Annotated in this window: 16 protein-coding genes; 15 read left to right on the forward strand and 1 reads right to left on the reverse strand. The window is 40.0% G+C overall.

Annotated elements, in window-relative coordinates:
• Positions 1-7: 7 nt before the first annotated feature.
• The 14 genes from atpD (at position 8) to ACZ5GB_RS05085 (ending at position 17,910) form a co-directional block, all read left to right on the forward strand.
• Entirely contained in the window at positions 8-1,429 is a 1,422-nt protein-coding gene (atpD, locus tag ACZ5GB_RS05020; RefSeq protein WP_464326163.1) for a F0F1 ATP synthase subunit beta, read from the forward strand.
• Positions 1,426-2,187 (forward strand): ribonuclease PH, encoded by a 762-nt coding sequence (gene rph / locus ACZ5GB_RS05025; RefSeq protein WP_464326164.1) that lies wholly within the window; start codon positions 1,426-1,428, stop codon positions 2,185-2,187. The genes atpD and rph overlap by 4 nt, the downstream gene beginning before the upstream one ends.
• A gap of 408 nt (positions 2,188-2,595) precedes the next feature.
• Positions 2,596-2,853 carry a DUF4212 domain-containing protein gene (locus tag ACZ5GB_RS05030; protein ID WP_464326165.1) on the forward strand — a complete coding sequence of 86 codons (258 nt, stop codon included), beginning with the start codon at positions 2,596-2,598 and terminating at the stop codon, positions 2,851-2,853.
• A gap of 1 nt (position 2,854) precedes the next feature.
• Positions 2,855-4,855, forward strand: coding sequence for a sodium:solute symporter family protein (locus ACZ5GB_RS05035; RefSeq protein ID WP_464326166.1), 2,001 nt, complete (start codon positions 2,855-2,857; stop codon positions 4,853-4,855).
• Complete coding sequence (locus tag ACZ5GB_RS05040; RefSeq protein ID WP_464326167.1) at positions 4,852-5,082, forward strand: YggT family protein; 231 nt, start codon at positions 4,852-4,854, stop codon at positions 5,080-5,082. The genes ACZ5GB_RS05035 and ACZ5GB_RS05040 overlap by 4 nt, the downstream gene beginning before the upstream one ends.
• Positions 5,082-6,935 carry a putative nucleotidyltransferase substrate binding domain-containing protein gene (locus ACZ5GB_RS05045; RefSeq protein WP_464326168.1) on the forward strand — a complete coding sequence of 618 codons (1,854 nt, stop codon included), beginning with the start codon at positions 5,082-5,084 and terminating at the stop codon, positions 6,933-6,935. The genes ACZ5GB_RS05040 and ACZ5GB_RS05045 overlap by 1 nt, the downstream gene beginning before the upstream one ends.
• Entirely contained in the window at positions 6,932-7,558 is a 627-nt protein-coding gene (locus ACZ5GB_RS05050) for a 3'-5' exonuclease (RefSeq protein ID WP_464326169.1), read from the forward strand. The genes ACZ5GB_RS05045 and ACZ5GB_RS05050 overlap by 4 nt, the downstream gene beginning before the upstream one ends.
• Before the next feature lie 15 nt (positions 7,559-7,573).
• Positions 7,574-8,305 carry a TIGR04255 family protein gene (locus tag ACZ5GB_RS05055; protein WP_464326170.1) on the forward strand — a complete coding sequence of 244 codons (732 nt, stop codon included), beginning with the start codon at positions 7,574-7,576 and terminating at the stop codon, positions 8,303-8,305.
• Positions 8,292-8,708, forward strand: coding sequence for a hypothetical protein (locus ACZ5GB_RS05060; RefSeq protein ID WP_464326171.1), 417 nt, complete (start codon positions 8,292-8,294; stop codon positions 8,706-8,708). The genes ACZ5GB_RS05055 and ACZ5GB_RS05060 overlap by 14 nt, the downstream gene beginning before the upstream one ends.
• Positions 8,705-9,049 (forward strand): hypothetical protein, encoded by a 345-nt coding sequence (locus tag ACZ5GB_RS05065; protein ID WP_464326172.1) that lies wholly within the window; start codon positions 8,705-8,707, stop codon positions 9,047-9,049. The genes ACZ5GB_RS05060 and ACZ5GB_RS05065 overlap by 4 nt, the downstream gene beginning before the upstream one ends.
• Positions 9,050-9,062: 13 nt before the next feature.
• Positions 9,063-12,275 carry a helicase-related protein gene (locus ACZ5GB_RS05070; RefSeq protein WP_464326173.1) on the forward strand — a complete coding sequence of 1,071 codons (3,213 nt, stop codon included), beginning with the start codon at positions 9,063-9,065 and terminating at the stop codon, positions 12,273-12,275.
• Positions 12,259-15,777 (forward strand): Eco57I restriction-modification methylase domain-containing protein, encoded by a 3,519-nt coding sequence (locus tag ACZ5GB_RS05075; protein ID WP_464326174.1) that lies wholly within the window; start codon positions 12,259-12,261, stop codon positions 15,775-15,777. Before ACZ5GB_RS05070 ends, ACZ5GB_RS05075 begins: the two co-directional genes overlap by 17 nt.
• A 27-nt stretch (positions 15,778-15,804) precedes the next feature.
• Positions 15,805-16,599, forward strand: a complete 795-nt coding sequence (locus ACZ5GB_RS05080; RefSeq protein WP_464326175.1) for a hypothetical protein — start codon at positions 15,805-15,807, stop codon at positions 16,597-16,599.
• Between the two features lie 207 nt (positions 16,600-16,806).
• Entirely contained in the window at positions 16,807-17,910 is a 1,104-nt protein-coding gene (locus ACZ5GB_RS05085; RefSeq protein WP_464326176.1) for an AAA family ATPase, read from the forward strand.
• A gap of 463 nt (positions 17,911-18,373) precedes the next feature.
• On the opposite strand, the gene ACZ5GB_RS05090 is transcribed toward ACZ5GB_RS05085, so the two are convergent.
• Complete coding sequence (locus ACZ5GB_RS05090) at positions 18,374-18,652, reverse strand: nucleotidyltransferase family protein (RefSeq protein WP_464326177.1); 279 nt, start codon at positions 18,650-18,652, stop codon at positions 18,374-18,376.
• A gap of 153 nt (positions 18,653-18,805) precedes the next feature.
• Here ACZ5GB_RS05090 and ACZ5GB_RS05095 point away from each other — a divergent pair, with 153 nt between their 5' ends.
• Positions 18,806-19,654, forward strand: a complete 849-nt coding sequence (locus ACZ5GB_RS05095) for a hypothetical protein (protein WP_464326178.1) — start codon at positions 18,806-18,808, stop codon at positions 19,652-19,654.
• Positions 19,655-19,725 lie beyond the last annotated feature (71 nt).

A 19,725-nucleotide genomic window follows, 5' to 3' on the forward strand; every position in this document is an offset into this window, starting at 1 on the left:
GGCTGACATGAAAGGAAGGATAGTGCAGGTTATAGGTGCAGTTATTGACGTGGAGTTTGGTGAAAAGAACTTGCCACCGGTCAGACATGGCCTCAAGACCAGGCGTAAATTCATAGATGACAGAGGAAACTGGGCAGAGGAAGACCTATACTTGGAAGTGGCACAGCATATAGGAGAGAGCAGGGTAAGATGTATAGCCATGGGTGCCACCGATGGCCTTGTGAGAGGTCAAGAGGTGGAGTATTTGGGTGGTCCCATAAAGGTGCCAGTAGGAAGGGCTACCTTGGGAAGGATATTTAACGTGGTAGGACAGCCTATAGATGAAGCTGGGCCTGTCAATGCAGAAGAATACTGGCCCATGTTTAGAGAACCACCATCCCTTGAAGAACAATCTACAAAGGTAGAGATCTTGGAAACTGGTATAAAGGTTATAGACTTGCTTGAGCCTTATGTTAAGGGTGGAAAGGTAGGCCTCTTCGGTGGTGCAGGAGTTGGAAAGACGGTCCTTATGCAGGAGCTTATCCACAACATAGCCAAGTTCCACAAAGGTTTTTCTGTAGTTATAGGTGTGGGAGAAAGGACAAGGGAAGGAAACGACCTTTGGCACGAGATGAAAGAATCTGGGGTTCTACCATACACAGTTATGGTCTATGGCCAGATGAACGAGCCACCGGGAGTGCGTTTTAGGGTTGCCCAAACGGGCATAACCATGGCGGAGTATTTTAGAGATGTAGAAGGCCAGGACGTGCTTGTCTTCATAGATAACATCTTTAGGTTCGTTCAGGCAGGTTCGGAGGTCTCCACACTCCTTGGAAGGCTTCCTTCCGCTGTGGGATACCAGCCCACACTCAACACGGACGTGGGAGAAGTTCAAGAGAGGATAACCTCTACCAAAAAAGGTTCTCTAACCTCCATACAGGCCGTTTATGTGCCTGCGGACGACATTACAGACCCAGCACCCTATTCGGTCTTTGCCCACCTTGATGCTACCACCGTTCTTGCAAGAAGGCTTGCAGAGCTTGGTATATACCCTGCTGTGGACCCTCTTGAGTCTACATCCAAGTATTTGGCTCCAGAGTTTGTGGGAGAGGAACACTATCAGGTTGCTATGGAAGTAAAGAGAATACTCCAAAGGTACAAAGAGCTACAAGAGATTATAGCCATACTTGGTATGGAAGAGCTTTCCGAAGAGGACAAGGCCATAGTAAACAGAGCAAGAAGGATTCAAAGATTTTTGGCCCAGCCCTTCCACGTGGCAGAACAGTTTACCGGTATGCCCGGAAAGTATGTAAGGCTTGAAGATAATATAAGGAGCTTTAAGGAAATACTTACAGGAAAGTATGACCATCTGCCGGAGATGGCCTTCTATATGGTGGGAACCATAGAAGAGGTTGTAGAAAAGGCTAAAGCTCTGGGGGCTAAGGTTTGAGGTCTGACGGAAGAAAGCCCGGTGAGCTAAGGCCCATTAGAATAATTAGGGATTACCTTAAGCATCCAGAGGGCTCTGTGCTTGTGGAGTTCGGAAATACAAAGGTGATATGCACCGTTTCCGTTCAGGAGGGGGTTCCCCCCTTCCTTAAAGGGAAAGGCCAAGGTTGGATAACGGCGGAATACTCCATGCTACCAAGAGCAACCCACACAAGGAACATAAGGGAATCCGTCCAGGGAAGGATAGGTGGTAGAACTCATGAGATCCAAAGGATGATAGGAAGGGCTATGAGGACAGCCCTTGACCTAACAAAGGTGGGAGAGAGGACCTTTTGGGTGGATTGCGATGTGATACAGGCCGATGGAGGCACAAGGACCGCATCCATAACGGGTGCCTTTGTGGCCCTCACCGATGCCGTGATAAAGCTTTATGAAGATGGAGTTTTGACATCAACGCCTATTAAGGACTTTGTGGCAGCCGTAAGCGTAGGCATGGTAGAGGGCAATATACTTCTTGACTTAAACTTTGAAGAGGATTCAAAAGCAGAGGTTGATATAAACGTGGTAGGCACAGGCTCTGGTAGAATATCCGAAATACAAGCCCTCGGAGAAGAACACTCCTTTACAAGAGAAGAGTTTGACAGGATGCTAAGCCTGGGCTTGGAGGCTATAAAACAACTTGTGGAGCTACAAAAGGCCTTTTTTGAAGTAAACGGGGGAATATTTAGAAGAAAAAATATAAAAGAAGCCCGTTTGTAGCCATAATACTATACCTGTCCATTTTTAACGTAGGGGTAGGCTCCCCCCTATCTCTAAATAGGTATTTCAAAAGGACAACCATTACATAAGCAATGGTGATGCAATTACAGTTTTTGCTAAAAATAAATGAGACAAACAATGTAGTGGCACGTTAACGCTTGCACTAAAAAAAATAAGGCACAGTATACCATGCTACAAAGAGGGAATTTCTTACATAGTGTAAAAATAATATGATATAAATCATATATTTTTGAAAATTACAAAAAGTATAGGATTTTTCTCATAATTTTTTGAAATGTAATAGAAAGTTTACTAAATGAGATGCATATATACTTAAAACACTATATCCTTGACTGTAAAACAAAAAGACTATAAAATAAATCACAAACTTTTAAAAGGAGGTAAGGCATGCTAACAAAAGAGCAGTTAGAAAATTATTGGCGGGAAAACCGCAACCTTATGCTCATAGTTCTTTTTATCTGGGCCTTAGTTTCTTATGGCGCTGCTCTTATATCAGGCTGGCTCAATAAAATAGTTATCTTTGGTTTTCCGCTTGGTTATTACATGGGCGCCCAAGGTTCCCTTATTGTATTCCTTCTTCTCATAATCTTTTATGCGAAAAAGATGGATCAGATTGACAAAAAATACGGAGTAGAGGAGGAGTAAGATGGTAGATAAGGGATTTGTTGAAAGGCTTAGGAAGGTTTACGCCATCTATACGGGTGGTCTTATACTACTTCTCATACTCCTTTACATAGGTGAAAAACTCTTTAACCTTTCTCCTGTGTTCATAGGCTACGTTTTCCTTTTTGGAACAATTGCGGTTTATGCAACCATAGGAATAATCTCAAGGACTGGAAAGGTAGCAGAGTACTATGTGGCAGGAAGGAGAGTTCCTGCAATTTTTAACGGTATGGCCACAGCCGCCGACTGGATGTCTGCAGCATCCTTTATTGGTATGGCTGGCGTCCTTGCCCTTCAGGGTTATAACGGCCTTGCCTTCATTATGGGATGGACCGGTGGCTATGTGCTTTTAGGTGTTTTGATAGCTCCTTACCTTAGAAAGTTTGGTGCTTATACCATTCCAGACTTCCTTGACGCCAGATACGGCGGAAAGATACCAAGATTTGTAGGGATAATAGCCACCATTATAGTTTCCTTCACATACCTTGTGGCTCAGATAGCTGGTGTAGGTATAATAGTCAGCAGACTCTTAGGTCTTCCCTTTGAAGTGGGAGTCTTTTTAGGTCTTGCTGGTATATTGGTATGTTCCTTTTTGGGCGGTATGAAGGCGGTCACATGGACTCAGGTGGCCCAGTATATAGTGCTAATCTTAGCCTACCTTATACCCGTGACTGCTCTGTCTTTTAAATACACAGGAAACCCCATATCCCAAATCTCCTACGGCTTTGCCCTTCAAGGTATAGAACAGAAGTTCGCTCAGCTAAAAGATGACCCAAAGGAGATAGAGGTAAGAGAGATACACAAAAAGAAGGCAGAAGAGTTAAAGGCTAAGATAGAAGCCCTCCCAGCAAGCTGGGAACAAGGAAAGAAGGAGCTTGAAGAGAAGCTAAAGGCTATGCCAGCGGAGGACCCCAAGAGGGCAGAGATAGAAAAACAGCTCAAGGAATACCCCAAGTCTCCACAGGAGGCAAAGGAAAAGTGGACAGAGGCTATGAAGAAAGAGATAGAGGCCTCCAAACCTCCCAAGTCCTACGTGGCACCACCCTCCGATGCCAAAGGCATGGCTAACTTCCTTGCCCTCACCCTTATGCTAATGCTTGGCACGGCAGGATTGCCCCACGTTATAATGAGGTTTTACACCACACCCACCGTTAGAGAGGCGAGGACTTCCGCAGGTTGGGCCCTATTTTTCATATTACTCCTCTATATAACAGCACCGGCCTACGCAGCCTTTGGTAGGTATGAGATGCTAAACCTTGTGGGCAAAGCCTTTAGTGAGCTTCCAGACTGGGTCCAAAAGTGGGCAAAGGTAAACCTCATAAGCATAAAGGACCTAAACGGCGATGGCATTGTGCAATTTGCGGAGATCTCCATACACCCCGATATGATAGTGCTTGCAACGCCAGAGATAGCTGGATTGCCTTACGTGATAGCAGGCTTTGTGGCGGCTGGTGGTTTGGCTGCAGCCCTATCTACAGCGGACGGCCTTCTCATAACTATCTCCAACGCCATCTCCCACGACCTATACTACAAGATCATCAATCCCAACCTCTCCCCCTCCACAAGGGTGAAAATTGGAAAGGCGCTGCTTCTTGTGGTGGCTTTGATAGGTGCTTATGTGGCAAGCTTTAGGCTTGCCATAATAGTGGAGCTTGTGGCTTGGGCCTTCTCCTTAGCTGGTGCCTCCTTGTTCCCCGCCTTGGTGCTTGGCATATGGGACAAGAGGATGAACAAGCAAGGAGCCATAGCTGGTATAATTGTGGGACTTACAACAACCATGATTTACCTCTATCTTAGCAGGTTCCAAGGTGTGGAGCTTTTTGGCATAAAGCCCATAGCCGCCGGTATATTTGGTATGCCCCTTAACTTCATAGTGGCCCTTATAGTCTCAAGGCTAACACCCCCACCACCTCAACAGGTTCAGGAGTTTGTGGACCACATACGTTATCCAAAGGGTGCAGTAAAGGCTGGCGAAGAGGAATGATAGAGCAGGTGTTAAACTACAGCCTTGCCTTTTATATGTGGCTCGTCCTCGGGCGGGCCGCCCTTTCCTTTTTTACCACAGACAGAAGAAACTTCTTTTATAACATGCTCTATGTGCCAACAGAGCCTATATACAAACTATATAGGTCCTTTTTGCCTTGCTGTCATACCTTGGCCATATTAATAAGTCTTTTGATCCTTAGATACATGGTCATAAAATTATTCTGATGCTTGACGCAGAAAGGTTTTTATCGGAGATAGAACCCTTTAACTATCTTGATAAAAAAGAGATTCAAAGCATAGCCCACAACCTTCTGGTGGAATATTACAAAAAGGGAGATGTGATATTCAAAGAAGGCTCTTCACCCTTAGACTTTCTTTATATTTTAAGAAGCGGTAGCCTTGTGCTTGAAAGGGAGGGAGAGGTAATTGAATACATCCACGAAGGAGAGTGCTTTGGATACATATCCCTTATGACCTCAAGCCCGCCAAGCTCCACAGCCAAGGCAATAGAGGACAGTGTGGTATTCCTTTTAAACAAAAAAATATTTAACAAGCTTATAAGCACCAACGAAAACTTCAGAGAGTATTTTGCCAGAAAGCTTGCCAAAAGGATGCAAAATGTGGCAAGCAAAGGTCTCTCCTCTGTGGAAAGGCATAGGGAGATTTCCCTTGAGGATATAAATCTTAGGCCCATTTTGGTAATGGAGGGAAATCAAAGGGTAGAAGAGGCCATAAAAGAGATGGTATCAAAGGACAGCACCTATGTGCTGGTTAAACTTCCAGAAGGCATGGGCATAATCACAGAGAGGGATGTGCTTAGAAAAGTGCTTGCCAAAGGCCTAAGGCCAGAAGAGGTAAAACTCAAAGATGTGGCAAGCTTTCCGGTGGTATGGATAGAGAGCAAAAGCACCCTTTACGATGCCATGGTTTTGATGGCAAGACATGGAATAAGAAAGCTATTGGTTAAGAAAAACGGTGATCCAGTGGGAGTTTTGGAGGATAGGGACCTTATAGCTTACGAAAGCAAAAACGCAGTTTTGCTTATAAAGGAGATAGACAAGGCAAAGACTGTAGAAGACCTAAAATATCTCTACGGCCTTGTGAAAGAACAGACCCTGGACCTTGTCTTTCAAGGCACAGACCCAGAAAGGCTTGGAGAGTATATATCGGAGATAAACGACCGGTTTATGAAGAGGGCAGTTTATGTTGCCATGAACAGATTGGGAGAGGAGCCTTTGGTGCCTTTTAGCATTATGGTGCTTGGAAGCGAAGGAAGAAAGGAACAAAGCCTACGGACAGACCAAGACAATGCGCTAATCTACCAAGACTATCCCCTTTTGGACTTTGACTCCAAAAATTACTTTGAAAGCTTTTCAAAGGCATACATAGATACACTGCTTGAGATAGGCTTTCCGCCATGCCCCGGCAATGTGATGATTTCAAACCCCTTTTGGAGAAGGTCTGCAAAGGAATGGCGGTCTGCTGTAAAGGATTGGATTGAAAAGCCAAAGGAAGAAAACATATTAAACGTGGCCATCTTCTTTGACTTTAGGAATGTGTTTGGAGACCAAAGTCTCACAGAAGACCTTTGGAGCTTTATACTTCAAACACTTAAGGAAAACCCGGGCTTTTTGCCCTTCCTTGCGGTGGATGCGGTGCGCTTCAAGCCCCCCATAGGCTTTTTTGGAGACTTTGTGGTGGAAAAGACGGGAGAACATAAGGGAGAGATAGAGATAAAGAAAGGTGGAATATTTCCCATAACGCAGGGCATAAGGGCCCTTGCCCTTGAAATGGGCATAGGCAAAAGGAATACCTTTGAAAGGATAGAGGAGCTAAAAAGGCTTGGTGTGTTTTCTGAAGAGCATGCAAAGGACCTAAAAGAGGCCTACAGATTCCTTTTGAGCCTAAGGTTTAAATTCCAAGCACAGAAGATAAAAGAAGGGAAGGAGCCAGACAACTATATAAACCCCAACAGGCTATCAAGGGCGGAGAAGAACACCCTAAAGGATGTGTTCAAAATAATAAAAGAGTTTCAAGAGTTTTTGTATGAGAGGTATAACTTGAGGTTCTTTGAATGAAGGCCTTAAAAAGGTGGCTATACAAAAGGTTAAAGCCAGAAGTTTGGCATAAGTTCCATTGGGAGATAGATAGAGAAAAGCCCATTGAAGAGACATGCTTTGTGGTCTTTGATACAGAAACCACAGGCCTTGACCTAAAGAGGGATGAGGCCATAAGCATAGGAGCGGTAAAAATAGAAGGTTTAAAAATAGACCTTTCCAAAAGTTTTTACAGGCTTTTAAAGCCTTCAAGGGCCTTTGCAGACTCCATAAAGGTGCATGGCATAACACCCCAAGATCTAAAAGAGGCAAAGGAAAGAAGGGAGGCTTGTCAGGAGTTTATAGAATACGCAAAAGGTTGCCTTTTGGTAGGCTACTTTGTGCATATAGACATAGCCATGATAAGAAGGCTGGCAGAAGAAGAATGCGATGGCTTTTTTTATCCTTATGCCCTTGACCTTTTGGATATGATAGGTGAAGAAAGGGCTTCTTCTTTAGAAGAGCTGGCAAAGAAGTTTAAAATTCCCACTTCTACCCTTCATAACGCCTTGGAAGATGCTTACACAACGGCACTTATTCTACTTAGAGTTTTAAGACATGAAAACTACAGAAAGGTAAGGGATTTGCCTTTAAAGGTAGTTTGAGTGTATATTAAAAATATGGTATACAAAAACCCGCCCCTTGTGGAGGCTTTGTGCGTAATCCATTTTACAGAACCCTACCCATGGGACCTAACACTCTTTGGCCTATTTTATGAAAGGTTAAAAAAGGACTTTCCATATAAAGAAAGCTATGCTTTGATGGGAGTTGAACAAAAGCCTACGGATAAAGGCTTGGAGCAGAGGATAGAGTCTGGCACGCCTTTGGTAAAGTTTTTTAGTCAAAATAGGGAAAGGATAGTGCAAGTTGCCCCACGCACCTTAGCGATAAGCAGGCTTTCTAATTACTCATGGGAGGATTTTAAGAAGGACATCTTGGAAATTTCTAAAATATACACAGAATTGACTAATTACACCAATATTAAAGCATTGAACTTGGCTTACATAAATCTTATAAAATTTGACAGTGCTAAAACACATCCTTCTAAGTATATTAAACTATACCCGTCCCATATAACCGGAAGGGAGGATTTCTCCTTACTTTTGAGGGCAGAAATTCCTTATGATAAAGGCGGGAAGCTTATATTAACATTAAACAGGCCAATGGAAATGGATAAAAATTTACTTGTTTTTGAATTGGCGTACTCCATGGAACTCCCAGAAGGTATGTCCTTTGAAGATATGGAAGGTATGCTTGACGCCTTTCATTATGAAATAAAAAGGGCCTTTGAGGAAAGCATTACGGATGATGCCCGTGCAGTCTTTGGAGGAGTGGAACATGATAGGTTATGACCAATATACAACCTTAGCATACCCTTATAAATATCCAATTGGGAGCATAACCTTTGCAACAACAGAATACATTATGAAAAAACTTGAACAATTTGAGGAGGAAGGCTTATACACATTTGAGGATAAGGAAGAAATAATAAGGTTTTTAATAAAAAATCCAGATTTAATCCAAGAGTTATACTCTGCACATCAGCATATTTGTAAAGTTTTTGGCGAGTGTAATATACATGTAAAGCTATATAAAGACCCAGAAGAAAACACGGAGGAGATTTTAATAGTCATAAAAAGTAAAAATCCACCAGAAAAGATTCTGGAACTATATGAAAGATTATTTGAAGATTGGTATATAAAGATTATGGACAAGGTATTTCCAAGGCTTGATTACACAGTAGAAACCACATGAGCTTTAATTGGAAAGATTATGTAGATTTAGCAGAAGAACTATTAAAAAGGGAAGATGAGGCAAGCCATAGAAGTGCTGTTAGCAGGGCCTATTATGGTGTTTTCTGTATAGCAAGGAATAGGCTATCAATGACTTATGACAAGTCAAGGTCTGTGCATTGGCAAGTTATAAAAAGGCTTTGGAAATCAAACAATCCAAAGCATAAAAAGCTGGCTAAAATATTATCAGACCTTAAGAGAGCCCGTGAACGGGCGGATTATGAGGAAGATTCTTTCAAACGGGAGGATGCAAAAATAATGGTATTGTTAAGTAAGGAGGCCTTAAGCCTGTTGAAAGAGTAAAATATACACAGCCATGTTTATTACCAACGAAAAGCAAAAAAATTTGGGGGAAAGGCTAAAGGCTGTAATAAAGGATAGTAGGGAGCTAAAGTTTTTGACGGCCTTTTTCTATTTTTCGGCCATTCCAGAGCTTTATTCCGCATTGAAAGAGAGGTATGAGAAGGGGGATATGCAAGAGGGCTTTATAAAGGTCTTGGTGGGGCTAAACGTGGACCTTGCCACCTACAGAATATACGAGCATACCTTTGTAGAAGACCCAAGGAAAGACTTTTTAAAATCCCTTGAGAGGGCTTTCAATTCTCAGGACTTGGACATAAAAGAGGTCTACGAGCAGGCAGAATTCTTTTTGAGGCTTTTGGAAGAAAAAAAGCTTATCTTAAAAAAGACGAGGGAGCCAAACCATGCCAAGCTTTACCTATTTAAACTCTCATCGCCTGCTATAACATACCCCCTTTTTATAACTGGAAGTAGCAACCTAACAAGGGCTGGCCTAAACCACCAGCATGAGTTCAACATAGAGATAGGATTGGCGGAGTATGGAACAAAGGCCGAAGAATATTTTGACAAGCTATGGGAAGATGCCGTAGAGATAAGCCCGGAGGATGTTATAAAAACCATAAGAGAAAAAACCTTTATGAAGGAGATAACACCCTTTGAAGCTTGGCTTTATCTTCTAAAGCTTTACCTTGAGCTCAACACAAGCTTTGAGAAGGAAGAGTGGGAAAGGGCGGAAGAGATTTTGAGAGGAGCAGAATATGAGCCTTATAAATATCAGGTTGAGGCCATATTGCAAGGTGTTAGGAGCCTAAAGGAGTATAACGGTGTGCTTTTGGCAGATGTGGTAGGACTTGGGAAATCTGTTATAGCTTGTGGCATTGCCAGAATGCTTGGTAAAAGAGGCTTGGTAGTCTGCCCACCCCATCTTGTGGGAGATAAAAGTGCAAACTGGGGATGGAAAAAGTATTTAAATGATTTTAAACTTCACGATTGGGAAGTATGGTCCTTAGGAGAGCTTGAAGATGTATTGGATTTTGTAAAAAGAAACCCTGATATTGAGATAGTTATAGTGGATGAGGCCCATAGGTTTAGGAACGAGAAGACAAAAAGATACCACTACTTGCATGAGATATGCAGGGGAAAGATGGTAATGCTTCTTACGGCCACACCCTTTAATAACAGGCCATCGGACATATACGCCCTTTTGAAACTTTTTACCGTGCCCGCCAGGTCAAACTTGGTCCTTGATGAGGACATTGAAAGCCTGTTTAAAGGCTACGAGAATGAGTTTAGAAGGCTTTTGAGGGAAAAAAGAGAAGCTCAAAGCAATAGAAAAAAGGAGATAGAAGAAAGGCTTAGAGAAATAGCAAAGGAGATAAGGAGTATTATTGAACCAATAACCATAAGAAGGAACCGCTTGGACCTAAAGTATTATGGTGAAGAAATACCAATGCCAAAGGTGGAAGACCCAATAGCATGCTACTATGAACTCACCAAAGAGCAATCTGAGTTTTACGATGAGGTCATAAGGTCCTTTGAAGAGGATGGAGAATTTAAGGGAGCCATATACTACCCTGCAAAGTATTTGAAGGACAAGGAAGAAGATGCCTTTATGGAAGAGTCTCAAAAGAACCTTTACAACTTTATGAGGAGGCTTTTGGTAAAGAGGTTTGAAAGTAGCTTTAATGCCTTTGATGAGAGCATAAACAACTTTATAGAATTACACAATAAGGCTTTGGATTTTGTAAAAAGGGCAAAAACCTTTATCCTTGACAGAAAATTTATGGAGGACCTTTTGGAAGAAGAGGATGATGAGAAGATAGAAAAGGCCATAAAGGAATACATTGAAAAACTGGAAGAAAATACAAAGGGCAAAAAATACCAGAAGGTCTACAAGCTTGAAGACCTAAGAGATGAATTTGTAAAACACATAGAAGGGGATATTGAGCTTTTCAAGAGGATAAAGGAAAGGATGGAAAGCCTGAGGCTTTTGGAAGAGGACCCAAAGGTGGAAAAACTAATACAAGAGGTGAAAAAATACATAGATGCTGGAAGAAAGGTTTTAATCTTTACCGAGTATGTGGATACGGCCAACTATCTTGATGAAAAACTCAAAGAAGTATTCGGTGATAAGGTATTGACGGCCACAGGCCAGTTTAATAAAAGTATGATAGATGAAATAAACAACAACTTTAACGCAGAAAAGGATGATGAAGGGAAATACCATATACTTATAACAACGGATAGACTATCAGAAGGTTTTAACCTACACAGGGCTGGTGTGGTCATAAACTACGATATTCCTTGGAACCCAGTAAGAGTAATACAAAGAGTGGGAAGGATAAACAGGATTGGCAAGAAGGTCTACGATGAGATATACATTCTAAACTTCTTCCCAACGGAGAGGGGAGAGAGCGAAACAAGACAAAAGCAAATAGCCCAAAGCAAAATGTTTATGATACACGATATACTTGGTGAGGATGCGAAGATATTCTCTCCAGAAGAGGAGCCAAGCCCATCAAAGCTTTATGAGAGATTAACCAAAAACCCAGAGGAGCTGGAAGAAGAATCCTTTATCACATCACTGCGCAAAGAATGGGAAGCCTATCAAAAGGAGTATGGAGACATCATACAAAGGCTTGAGAATATGCCCACACGCCTAAAGGTGGCCAAGCCCTACCAAAGGGATGAGCTGATAGTGGTGGTAAAAAGTGGCACAGACCTTTTTGTGGTAAAGAAGGACAAAGATGGTATAAGGTCTGTTGGCTTTGAAGATGTGTATGAGTCAGTAAAGGCACAGCCAGACACGCCAAGATTGCCCCATAGCCCAAGCTTTTGGGACAGCTACAATAAGCTTTTGGAACATCTTGAAAAGGGGCAAAGAACTAAGTATGCAAACAATTCAAGAAACATAAACTCTGCCTTTAGTGTGATAAGAACTGTGGAAAAGAAGTATGGGCAGATGCTAAGCAAGGACGAAAGGGAGTTTTTACAGAATATAAAGAAGGACATAGAAAGCTATAGAACACTTACGGAAGAGGCCATAAGAAGGATACAAGAGTGGGGAGAATACTTAGATGATTTAGAAAAGCTAAAAGAAAGCATAAAGGAGCTTATGGATGAGCTTGGAAAGGACTTTTTGGAAAAAGCCGTAAAGGACAAGGGAAAAGAAAAGTTAATTATAATATCCATAGAAAACAGGGGACAGGAAGATGGAGAGGCTTATTGAAAACCTGATAAACCAATGTTCCTTGAGTAATCTTAGAAAATTCTTTGAAGAAAAGCTAAGAATACAGCTAAAGGAATTTGAAGATATTCTACCAAAGGAAGATTATGAAGAATACTTTGGAAAGCTTTATGTTTTAAAGCCTTATGGAGAGGAAAACATAAGGTTAAAGGATGATATTATAGCCATATATGCTATAGAGAGCAAAAAGGAGCTATCGGAAAGAAGCAGTAAAAAAAGGCAGTTTGAGCTTGCAAAAAGGCTTTTGGGCTTTGAAGACGGTGGCTTTTTTGTCTTTTATGATAAAAAGGGCAATTTTAGGTTCTCTTTTGTTCATAAGATTTATGAAGGTGCAAAGCACAAGTTTAGCCACTACAAGAGATATACCTACTTTGTCCAAAAGGGAAAGCCTTACAGGACCTTTAAAAAAGCCTTATTGGAATTACAGCTTGATAGCATAGAGAGTATCACAGAAGCCTTTGCAGTCCAGCCACTTATAAAGGAATTTTACAAGGAAATTCAAAACTGGTATGCTTGGGCTTTGAAAGACGATAGAGTGTGGTTTCCCGGTGGGACAAAGGAGGAGAACCTTATAAGGCTTATTACAAGGCTTATATTTGTATGGTTTTTGAAAGAGATGAAGCTTGTGCCGGAAGAAATTTTTGATGAGGAGAGGTTAAAGGATATAGTTAAGGACTTTGGAAGTGGAAACTACTACTACAATGTCATACTTCAGAACCTTTTCTTTGCAACCTTGAACAGGGAGGTCAGCAAAAGGGAGTTTGCAAAGGAAGGGGATTTTTTACAAAACAGAACACACTTTGGAGTTAAAAACCTATACAGATATCAAAGCTTTTTAAAGATTCCGCCAGAGGACTTTATAAAACTCTTTGAGAAAACACCCTTTATAAACGGTGGGCTTTTTGAGTGTTTGGATGAAGACAGCCAATATGTGGATGGCTTTTCAAGGGAAGAGAGCAAAAGGGCAAAGATTCCAGATGAGTTTTTCTTTTTGGTTGAAAGAACAGAAGACCTGTCTTACTTTTATGGCACGAACGCAAGAAGGGAAAAGGTAAGAGGACTTATAAACATCCTTAAAGACTATAACTTTACGGCCGATGAAAACTCTCCTGTGGATGTGGAAGTATCTTTGGACCCAGAGCTTTTAGGGCATATCTTTGAAAACCTTTTGGCAAGCTACAACGAGGAGACACAAACCACCGCCAGAAAGGCCACAGGTTCTTATTACACGCCAAAGGAGATAGTGGATTTTATGGTGGAGGAAAGCCTGAAGGAATACCTTAGGACAAAAACAGGCATTGAGGAAGGAAGCGTAGAAAAGCTTTTTGGCTTTGAGGAAAATGTGGAGCTAAGCGAGGAAGAGAGGCACAAGATTCTTAAAGCAATAGATGAGATAAAGGTATTGGACCCTGCCGTAGGTTCTGGAGCCTTTCCTATGGGAGTTTTACACAAGCTTGTTTATCTGCTTAACAGAATAGACCCAACCAACGAACTTTGGAAGTCAGAACAGCTAAGAAGACTGACCAATGAACTCTCCGAGCGATGGGAAGAGATGACCCAAGAGGAAAGAAACGAAGAAAGGGCATACCTTTTGGAAGTCTTCAACGAACAAAGAAATTACCCCGACTACGGAAGAAAGCTTTATCTCATCCAAAACTGCATATACGGAGTGGATATCCAGCCTATAGCGGTGCAACTGACAAAGCTAAGGTTCTTCCTGTCTTTGATCCTTGACCAAAAGCCCAGCAACGACAAAAACAACAACTTTGGCATACTCCCATTGCCCCACCTTGAGACAAAGTTTGTATGTGCCAACACACTAATAGGTCTGGAGAGTGGAAAGCAGTTAATAATGAAAAGTAGCGAGCTACAAAGAATAGAGAACGAATTAAAGAGAATTAGGGAGAGGTATTTTAGGGTCAGAAACAGGGATGAAAAGAAAAGACTGGAAGATAGAGATAAAGAGTTGCGAAAGGAACTATTAAAAATATTGGAGAAGGAATATAAAAAGGAAGATGCCCAAAAGGTGGCAGACTTTGACATTTTGGACCCCACCGCAAAGGCAGATTGGTTTGACCCCGAGTGGATGTTTGGAGTGGTAGATGGGTTTGATATTGTGATAGGTAATCCGCCGTATGTGAGGCAGGAAAAGATTAAAAATTTAAAGCCTGATTTACAAAAGCAAAAGTATGAAGTTTTTACATCCACGGCGGACCTTTATGTGTATTTTTATGAAAAGGGCTATAAGCTTTTGAAAGACAAAGGCATACTTTCCTTTATCACTTCCAACAAGTGGATGAGGGCAAAGTATGGAGAAAAATTGAGAAAGTTTTTGAAAGAAAACACAAAGGTTATTGAAGTTGTGGACTTTTCGGGCTACAGAGTTTTTGAGCAAACTGTGGACACTAATATAATCACTCTTTTGAAATCCAAACCAGAAAAAGGGCATTTGGTAAGCTTTGTTAATGTAGGAAGTGATGTTGATGATGATGTTATAAAATACATCAGAAACAATAAGAAAACCATATTACAAGAGAAACTCTCTGACAGCGCCTGGACACTTGCAGAAGACAAGGTTTTGGCAATAAAAGAAAAGATAGAAAAAATAGGAACACCTTTAAAGGATTGGGATGTGAAAATTTATTTTGGAATAAAGACAGGTTATAATGAAGCCTTTATTATTGATACAGAAACGAGAAACAAAATCCTTGCTAATTGCAAAACAGAGGAAGAGAGAAAGAGAACAGAAGAGATAATCAAGCCGGTTTTGAGAGGTAGAGATATTGAAAAGTGGAGGTATAAGTGGGCGGGGTTGTGGGTGATTGCAACTTTTTCTGGATGGACTAAGAAAAGCTTTCCAGAAAATTATGAAAACGCCTTTGCTGAAAACTATCCTGCTTTGTATCATTATCTTTTGAGTAAATCAAATTTAATAAACAAAGAGGGGAAGAATTTGTTTAATAGACCCTCTCAGGGAGATTTTTGGTGGGAAATACAAACAGGAATAAATGTCATCAATGAATTTGAAAAGGAAAAAATTGTGTGGCAGAGGGTGACGCAACAATTCTCATTTTGTATAGTTCCAAAAGGAATGTATATTCTTGATTCTATGGCTTTTATGGTTGGGAATAATCTTCGCTTTTTAATAGGAGTTCTAAATTCGCGCCTTATTGACTATTATATAAAAACTTATGTCCATCAATATGCTGATAAAGGTTTTCTACTTTCCAACCAATACGTAGAACGCATACCCATCCCCAAAGTCCCCGAAGACCAACAAAAGCCAATCATTGACCTTGTGGATAAGATACTTGAATGTATCACAGGCACTTTTGCCTGTGATTATAAAAACATGGACAAGAATGTCCGTGCTACATCAGATTACGAAAGAGTAAAAGAACTTGAAAAACAACTTGACCAGCTTGTTTATAAACTCTATGGCTTAACAGAAGAGGAGATAAGGATAGTGGAGGGAGAGTTATAATAAAAAGCATGAAGGAGGGAAAGTGAAATGACAAACATAATCTCAGAAGCTTTTGAGAAGTTTATTGAGGAATGTCTTAAAAATTATGAGATTAGTCCAAACTTTGAGAAGTTGGTTCTAATAGCAGACAGCCAAACCAATGGTAGATTTACACCGTTGATAAAAATTATAAAGCACTGGAATGGAAGGATTGGAGATATTATGGACCCTTTATTTTTAGAAGCTGTAGCTTTATGCATATTTTATAAATCTCCATTGAAGAGTAAAAAGCCATCACAATATCCTAAGTTTAAACGCTTTGATGATTTTCCAAAGGCTTTGAAAATGTTTTTCTCCAGTCAGATATTAATAGAAGCTTTACGAAACGGCTTAGAGATATTACCCTTAGAGATGTTACCTTTATATATCCGAGGCAATAAACTACCAGAGGCCAAGCCTACCAAGTTAAAGGAATTTCTTTATGATGTAAAGAATTTTATAGAAGATTTTAGAAAAGTAGAGGACAGCATAAGATATAGAAGAGTGGTGGATGAAGTATTTCCAGAGCATCTTGGTTTAACCCCTGAAGAGGTAAAAAAGAAAAAGAGAAGGATTGTAGAATATATCTTTGAAATAGCGGGCAAGGGCTATATACCAGATGTAATAATAGACCAAATGGTAGCCGGATTTAACATAGATTTACTTCTTACCTTTAATGATATAGGAGCCATTAAAAACACAGCATCAAAAATAACAGAGGCAATTGAGCTATCTAATACATCACCAGAAAGAGCAATGGAAATTTGGAGAAACATATTAGGCAACTGTTTTCCATCTGTATAAAACATGACCTAAATCATAAACACAACCCATTGAGTTCCTTGAAATATTTTAATGGGACAATTTTAAGCTATAACAATATGATATGCACCATATTATGAAAAGGAATGATAAACTCACATGCTAAAATATTAGTGCAATGATTACAGAACTAACAATTTCTAACTTTAGGTTCATAAAGAAGCAAAAATAAAACTTGGTGCTTTAAATGTGCTTTATGGACCAACGGCAAGCGGAAAATCCAGCCTACTATATGCTCTTATGGTATTTAACAAAATAATAACCAATCCAAACCAACCCATAGATAATTTCTTTGACCTTGGATTTATAGACCTTGGAGGCCTAAAAGAGTGCCTTTATGGAAAGGATGAAGAATTGGCCATGGAAATATCTTACTCAACAAACTCTGGAGAGTTTGGTATATCCCTAAAAAAGGACAAAGCAAACACCTATCTTAAATACAAAAACATTAAGCTAACTGCGGAGTTTAGCATACCTTATAAACAGACAAAGATATTTGAGACAAAAATAGACCTTAAAACTCTAAAAGGTAAAGCCTATTGGAATGGTTTTTATGTGCTTGGCTTGTCTGGAAGCGTGGAGGAAGAAGGACAAACTGGAAATTTAATCTCTAAGCTTAATGAAATAGCCAACACTATTAAACAGGTTGATATAGCACCGCATAACCGTGGATTTTTTGAAGCTTTTTATTCACACTACCTAAGGTATGAAGTTCCACACGTCCTTATATCCGATGAAGAGGTAGCATCAGCCATAATAAACCAAGAAGACCTTGTACCAAAAATAAGCAAAGCTTTGGAAGAGATTGCAAACAAAAGCTTTAGGATACATCCTATCCAAGGCATACCATTATCAAGATTTCTTATACAGGAAAAAGGTTCAAATCAAGAGATTTTAATTACCAACGAAGGCTTTGGAATTAATCAGGTAGTTTATATGTTTGCAAAGCTTTATCTAAAAGACAAAAAGATAATACTCATAGAGGAACCAGAAATACACCTACATCCATCCATTATTAGAAAGCTTGCAAAAATTATGTGTAAAATTGTGGAGGAAGAGAACAAACAGATTATATTGACTACACATAGTGAAGTTTTTGTATCTTCCTTATTGTCTGCCATTAGAAGGAAGGATATATCACACAAAAAGGTAAAATTCTATTTGGTAGAAAAGGAAAAGGGAGAGACCATATTTAAGGAGCAGGAATGTGATGAAAGAGGGAGGATAAAAGGCGGGCTTTCTTCTTTTATGGAAGGAGAATTAGAAGACCTAAAAGCATTTTTTGAAATTTAAAAATGATTTTGGTAATAGATGAATGGATATGGCATGAGCTTAGAGGGGAATATGAAAGAAAAGAGCGGGAAAAGGCAATAAGGTTTTTAATAAAAATGATAGAAAAATGTGATAAACTGGCTGTAGCCCATAAATCAAAGTTTGAAGAGAAGTTATGGAAATTTTTAAAACAAAGTGATACTGAGAATAGGATGATAGTAAGAATACTTACTCACAAGATACTTTATAACAGTGATAAATACCTTGAAGTTCAATTAAGAGGAAGGGATATAAATATTGAATGCGTTAATATTGACGATAAATATTTAGTAAACCTGTGCTATCAATTGATAGAGGATTACAGCGAGAAAGAAGTTATGTTTATAACCACGGATAGGAAATTAATAGAATGTCTTAAGAAAGAAAGTAGCAAAATAAATTGCTATACAAAGGAAGATTTTTGGAAAACTATCTTAATTAGCTTTTATAAATACTCCACTTTCTCCAAAATTAAATCCCTAAATCTTGGCTTAATTCCATCTTTCGTTATAAGATTCCCTCTTTCACCAATCAATTCTTCAAGATAAAACTTCAAGTCCATATAGTTATCAAAGTTCAACTTTCCCGGCAAAAACTCTACCAGTATATTAATATCCTCATTCTTATCTAAGAAAAATATCCCAAGCCTTTCAACGCCAAACTTTTCTTTTATCTCATCTATGCGAGAGAAGAGGATTTGCCTTATATCCGTCACACACCTCATGGCATTACCTCCTTAGCTTGTTATGTTATGTATAATCATAATACATAGTATACGCTGGGTGAGAAATTCCCTTTAAGCCAAACTTTCCATATCAATAAAAAGACAGCAGGGCTACTATAATAGTAGCCCTAAAAACCATCGGAGGTTTTTACCATGGAAATTATACCACCTTACCTACGCATCTACCAACAAATCCTAAAAGACCTTGAAAATGCCTTGCCATTCCTTAATGTGCCAAAAGCTAAAGCAGGCAGAAAGCCTAAACTCACAGACATCCATATAGCAGCCATCTTTATACTCTCCTACATAACCAATACAAAAGTCCTCACCTTAGCTAAACTACTTATTGACCCATCCATACAATCATGGCATATCTTCAGAAGATACAGACTCAAGAGAGTATACAGGATATTGAGAGAATACAAGCTTCACAAGCTGAGGCTTATGATTTTAGCAAGGCTTTTGTATGGTAAGAAGATAGAACTTGTAATAGATGGAACCATAGTGGACATAGCCAATGTAAACAGGGCGAGGACACAGAAGATAAGGAGGGTAAGAGGGAAGGTATGGTGGGCAAAGAGGAGAAGGAAGATAGTTCGGAGAGACAATGGGAAGGTAGTGGAGTTTGAGGAGGTCAGGTATGGCATGTTGATGATGGTGTTATGTGATAGGTGGGGAAGAGTTTATGATGTGTGGATAAGCTTTGGAAGTGTGCATGAGGTTAGGGCATTTAGGGAAAGGAAGAGAAGGAGTTTATGGTTTAGGAAGCTTGTGGAGAGTTGTGTGGTGTATGGAGATAGGGGTTATAGGGGTTGTGAAGGTGTGATTGTGTGTGATAGTAAAGATATGAGGGCAAAAAGGCAGGTGGTGGAGGGTGTTATAAGTCAGATAAAGCTTTTCAATGCTGGTAGTGGGTGGAGGACTTTAACTTGTGTGCTTGTTTATACATATGCTTATGCTATTGGATATAGCTATTACAGGAGGGGTGAACTTGAGGCCTAATTTCTCACCCGGCGTATACTTGTCAAAAATTATTAATTACATATAGGAAGGTGGATGCAAAATGATAAACA

It is taken from the genome of Hydrogenobacter subterraneus (assembly GCF_055390195.1).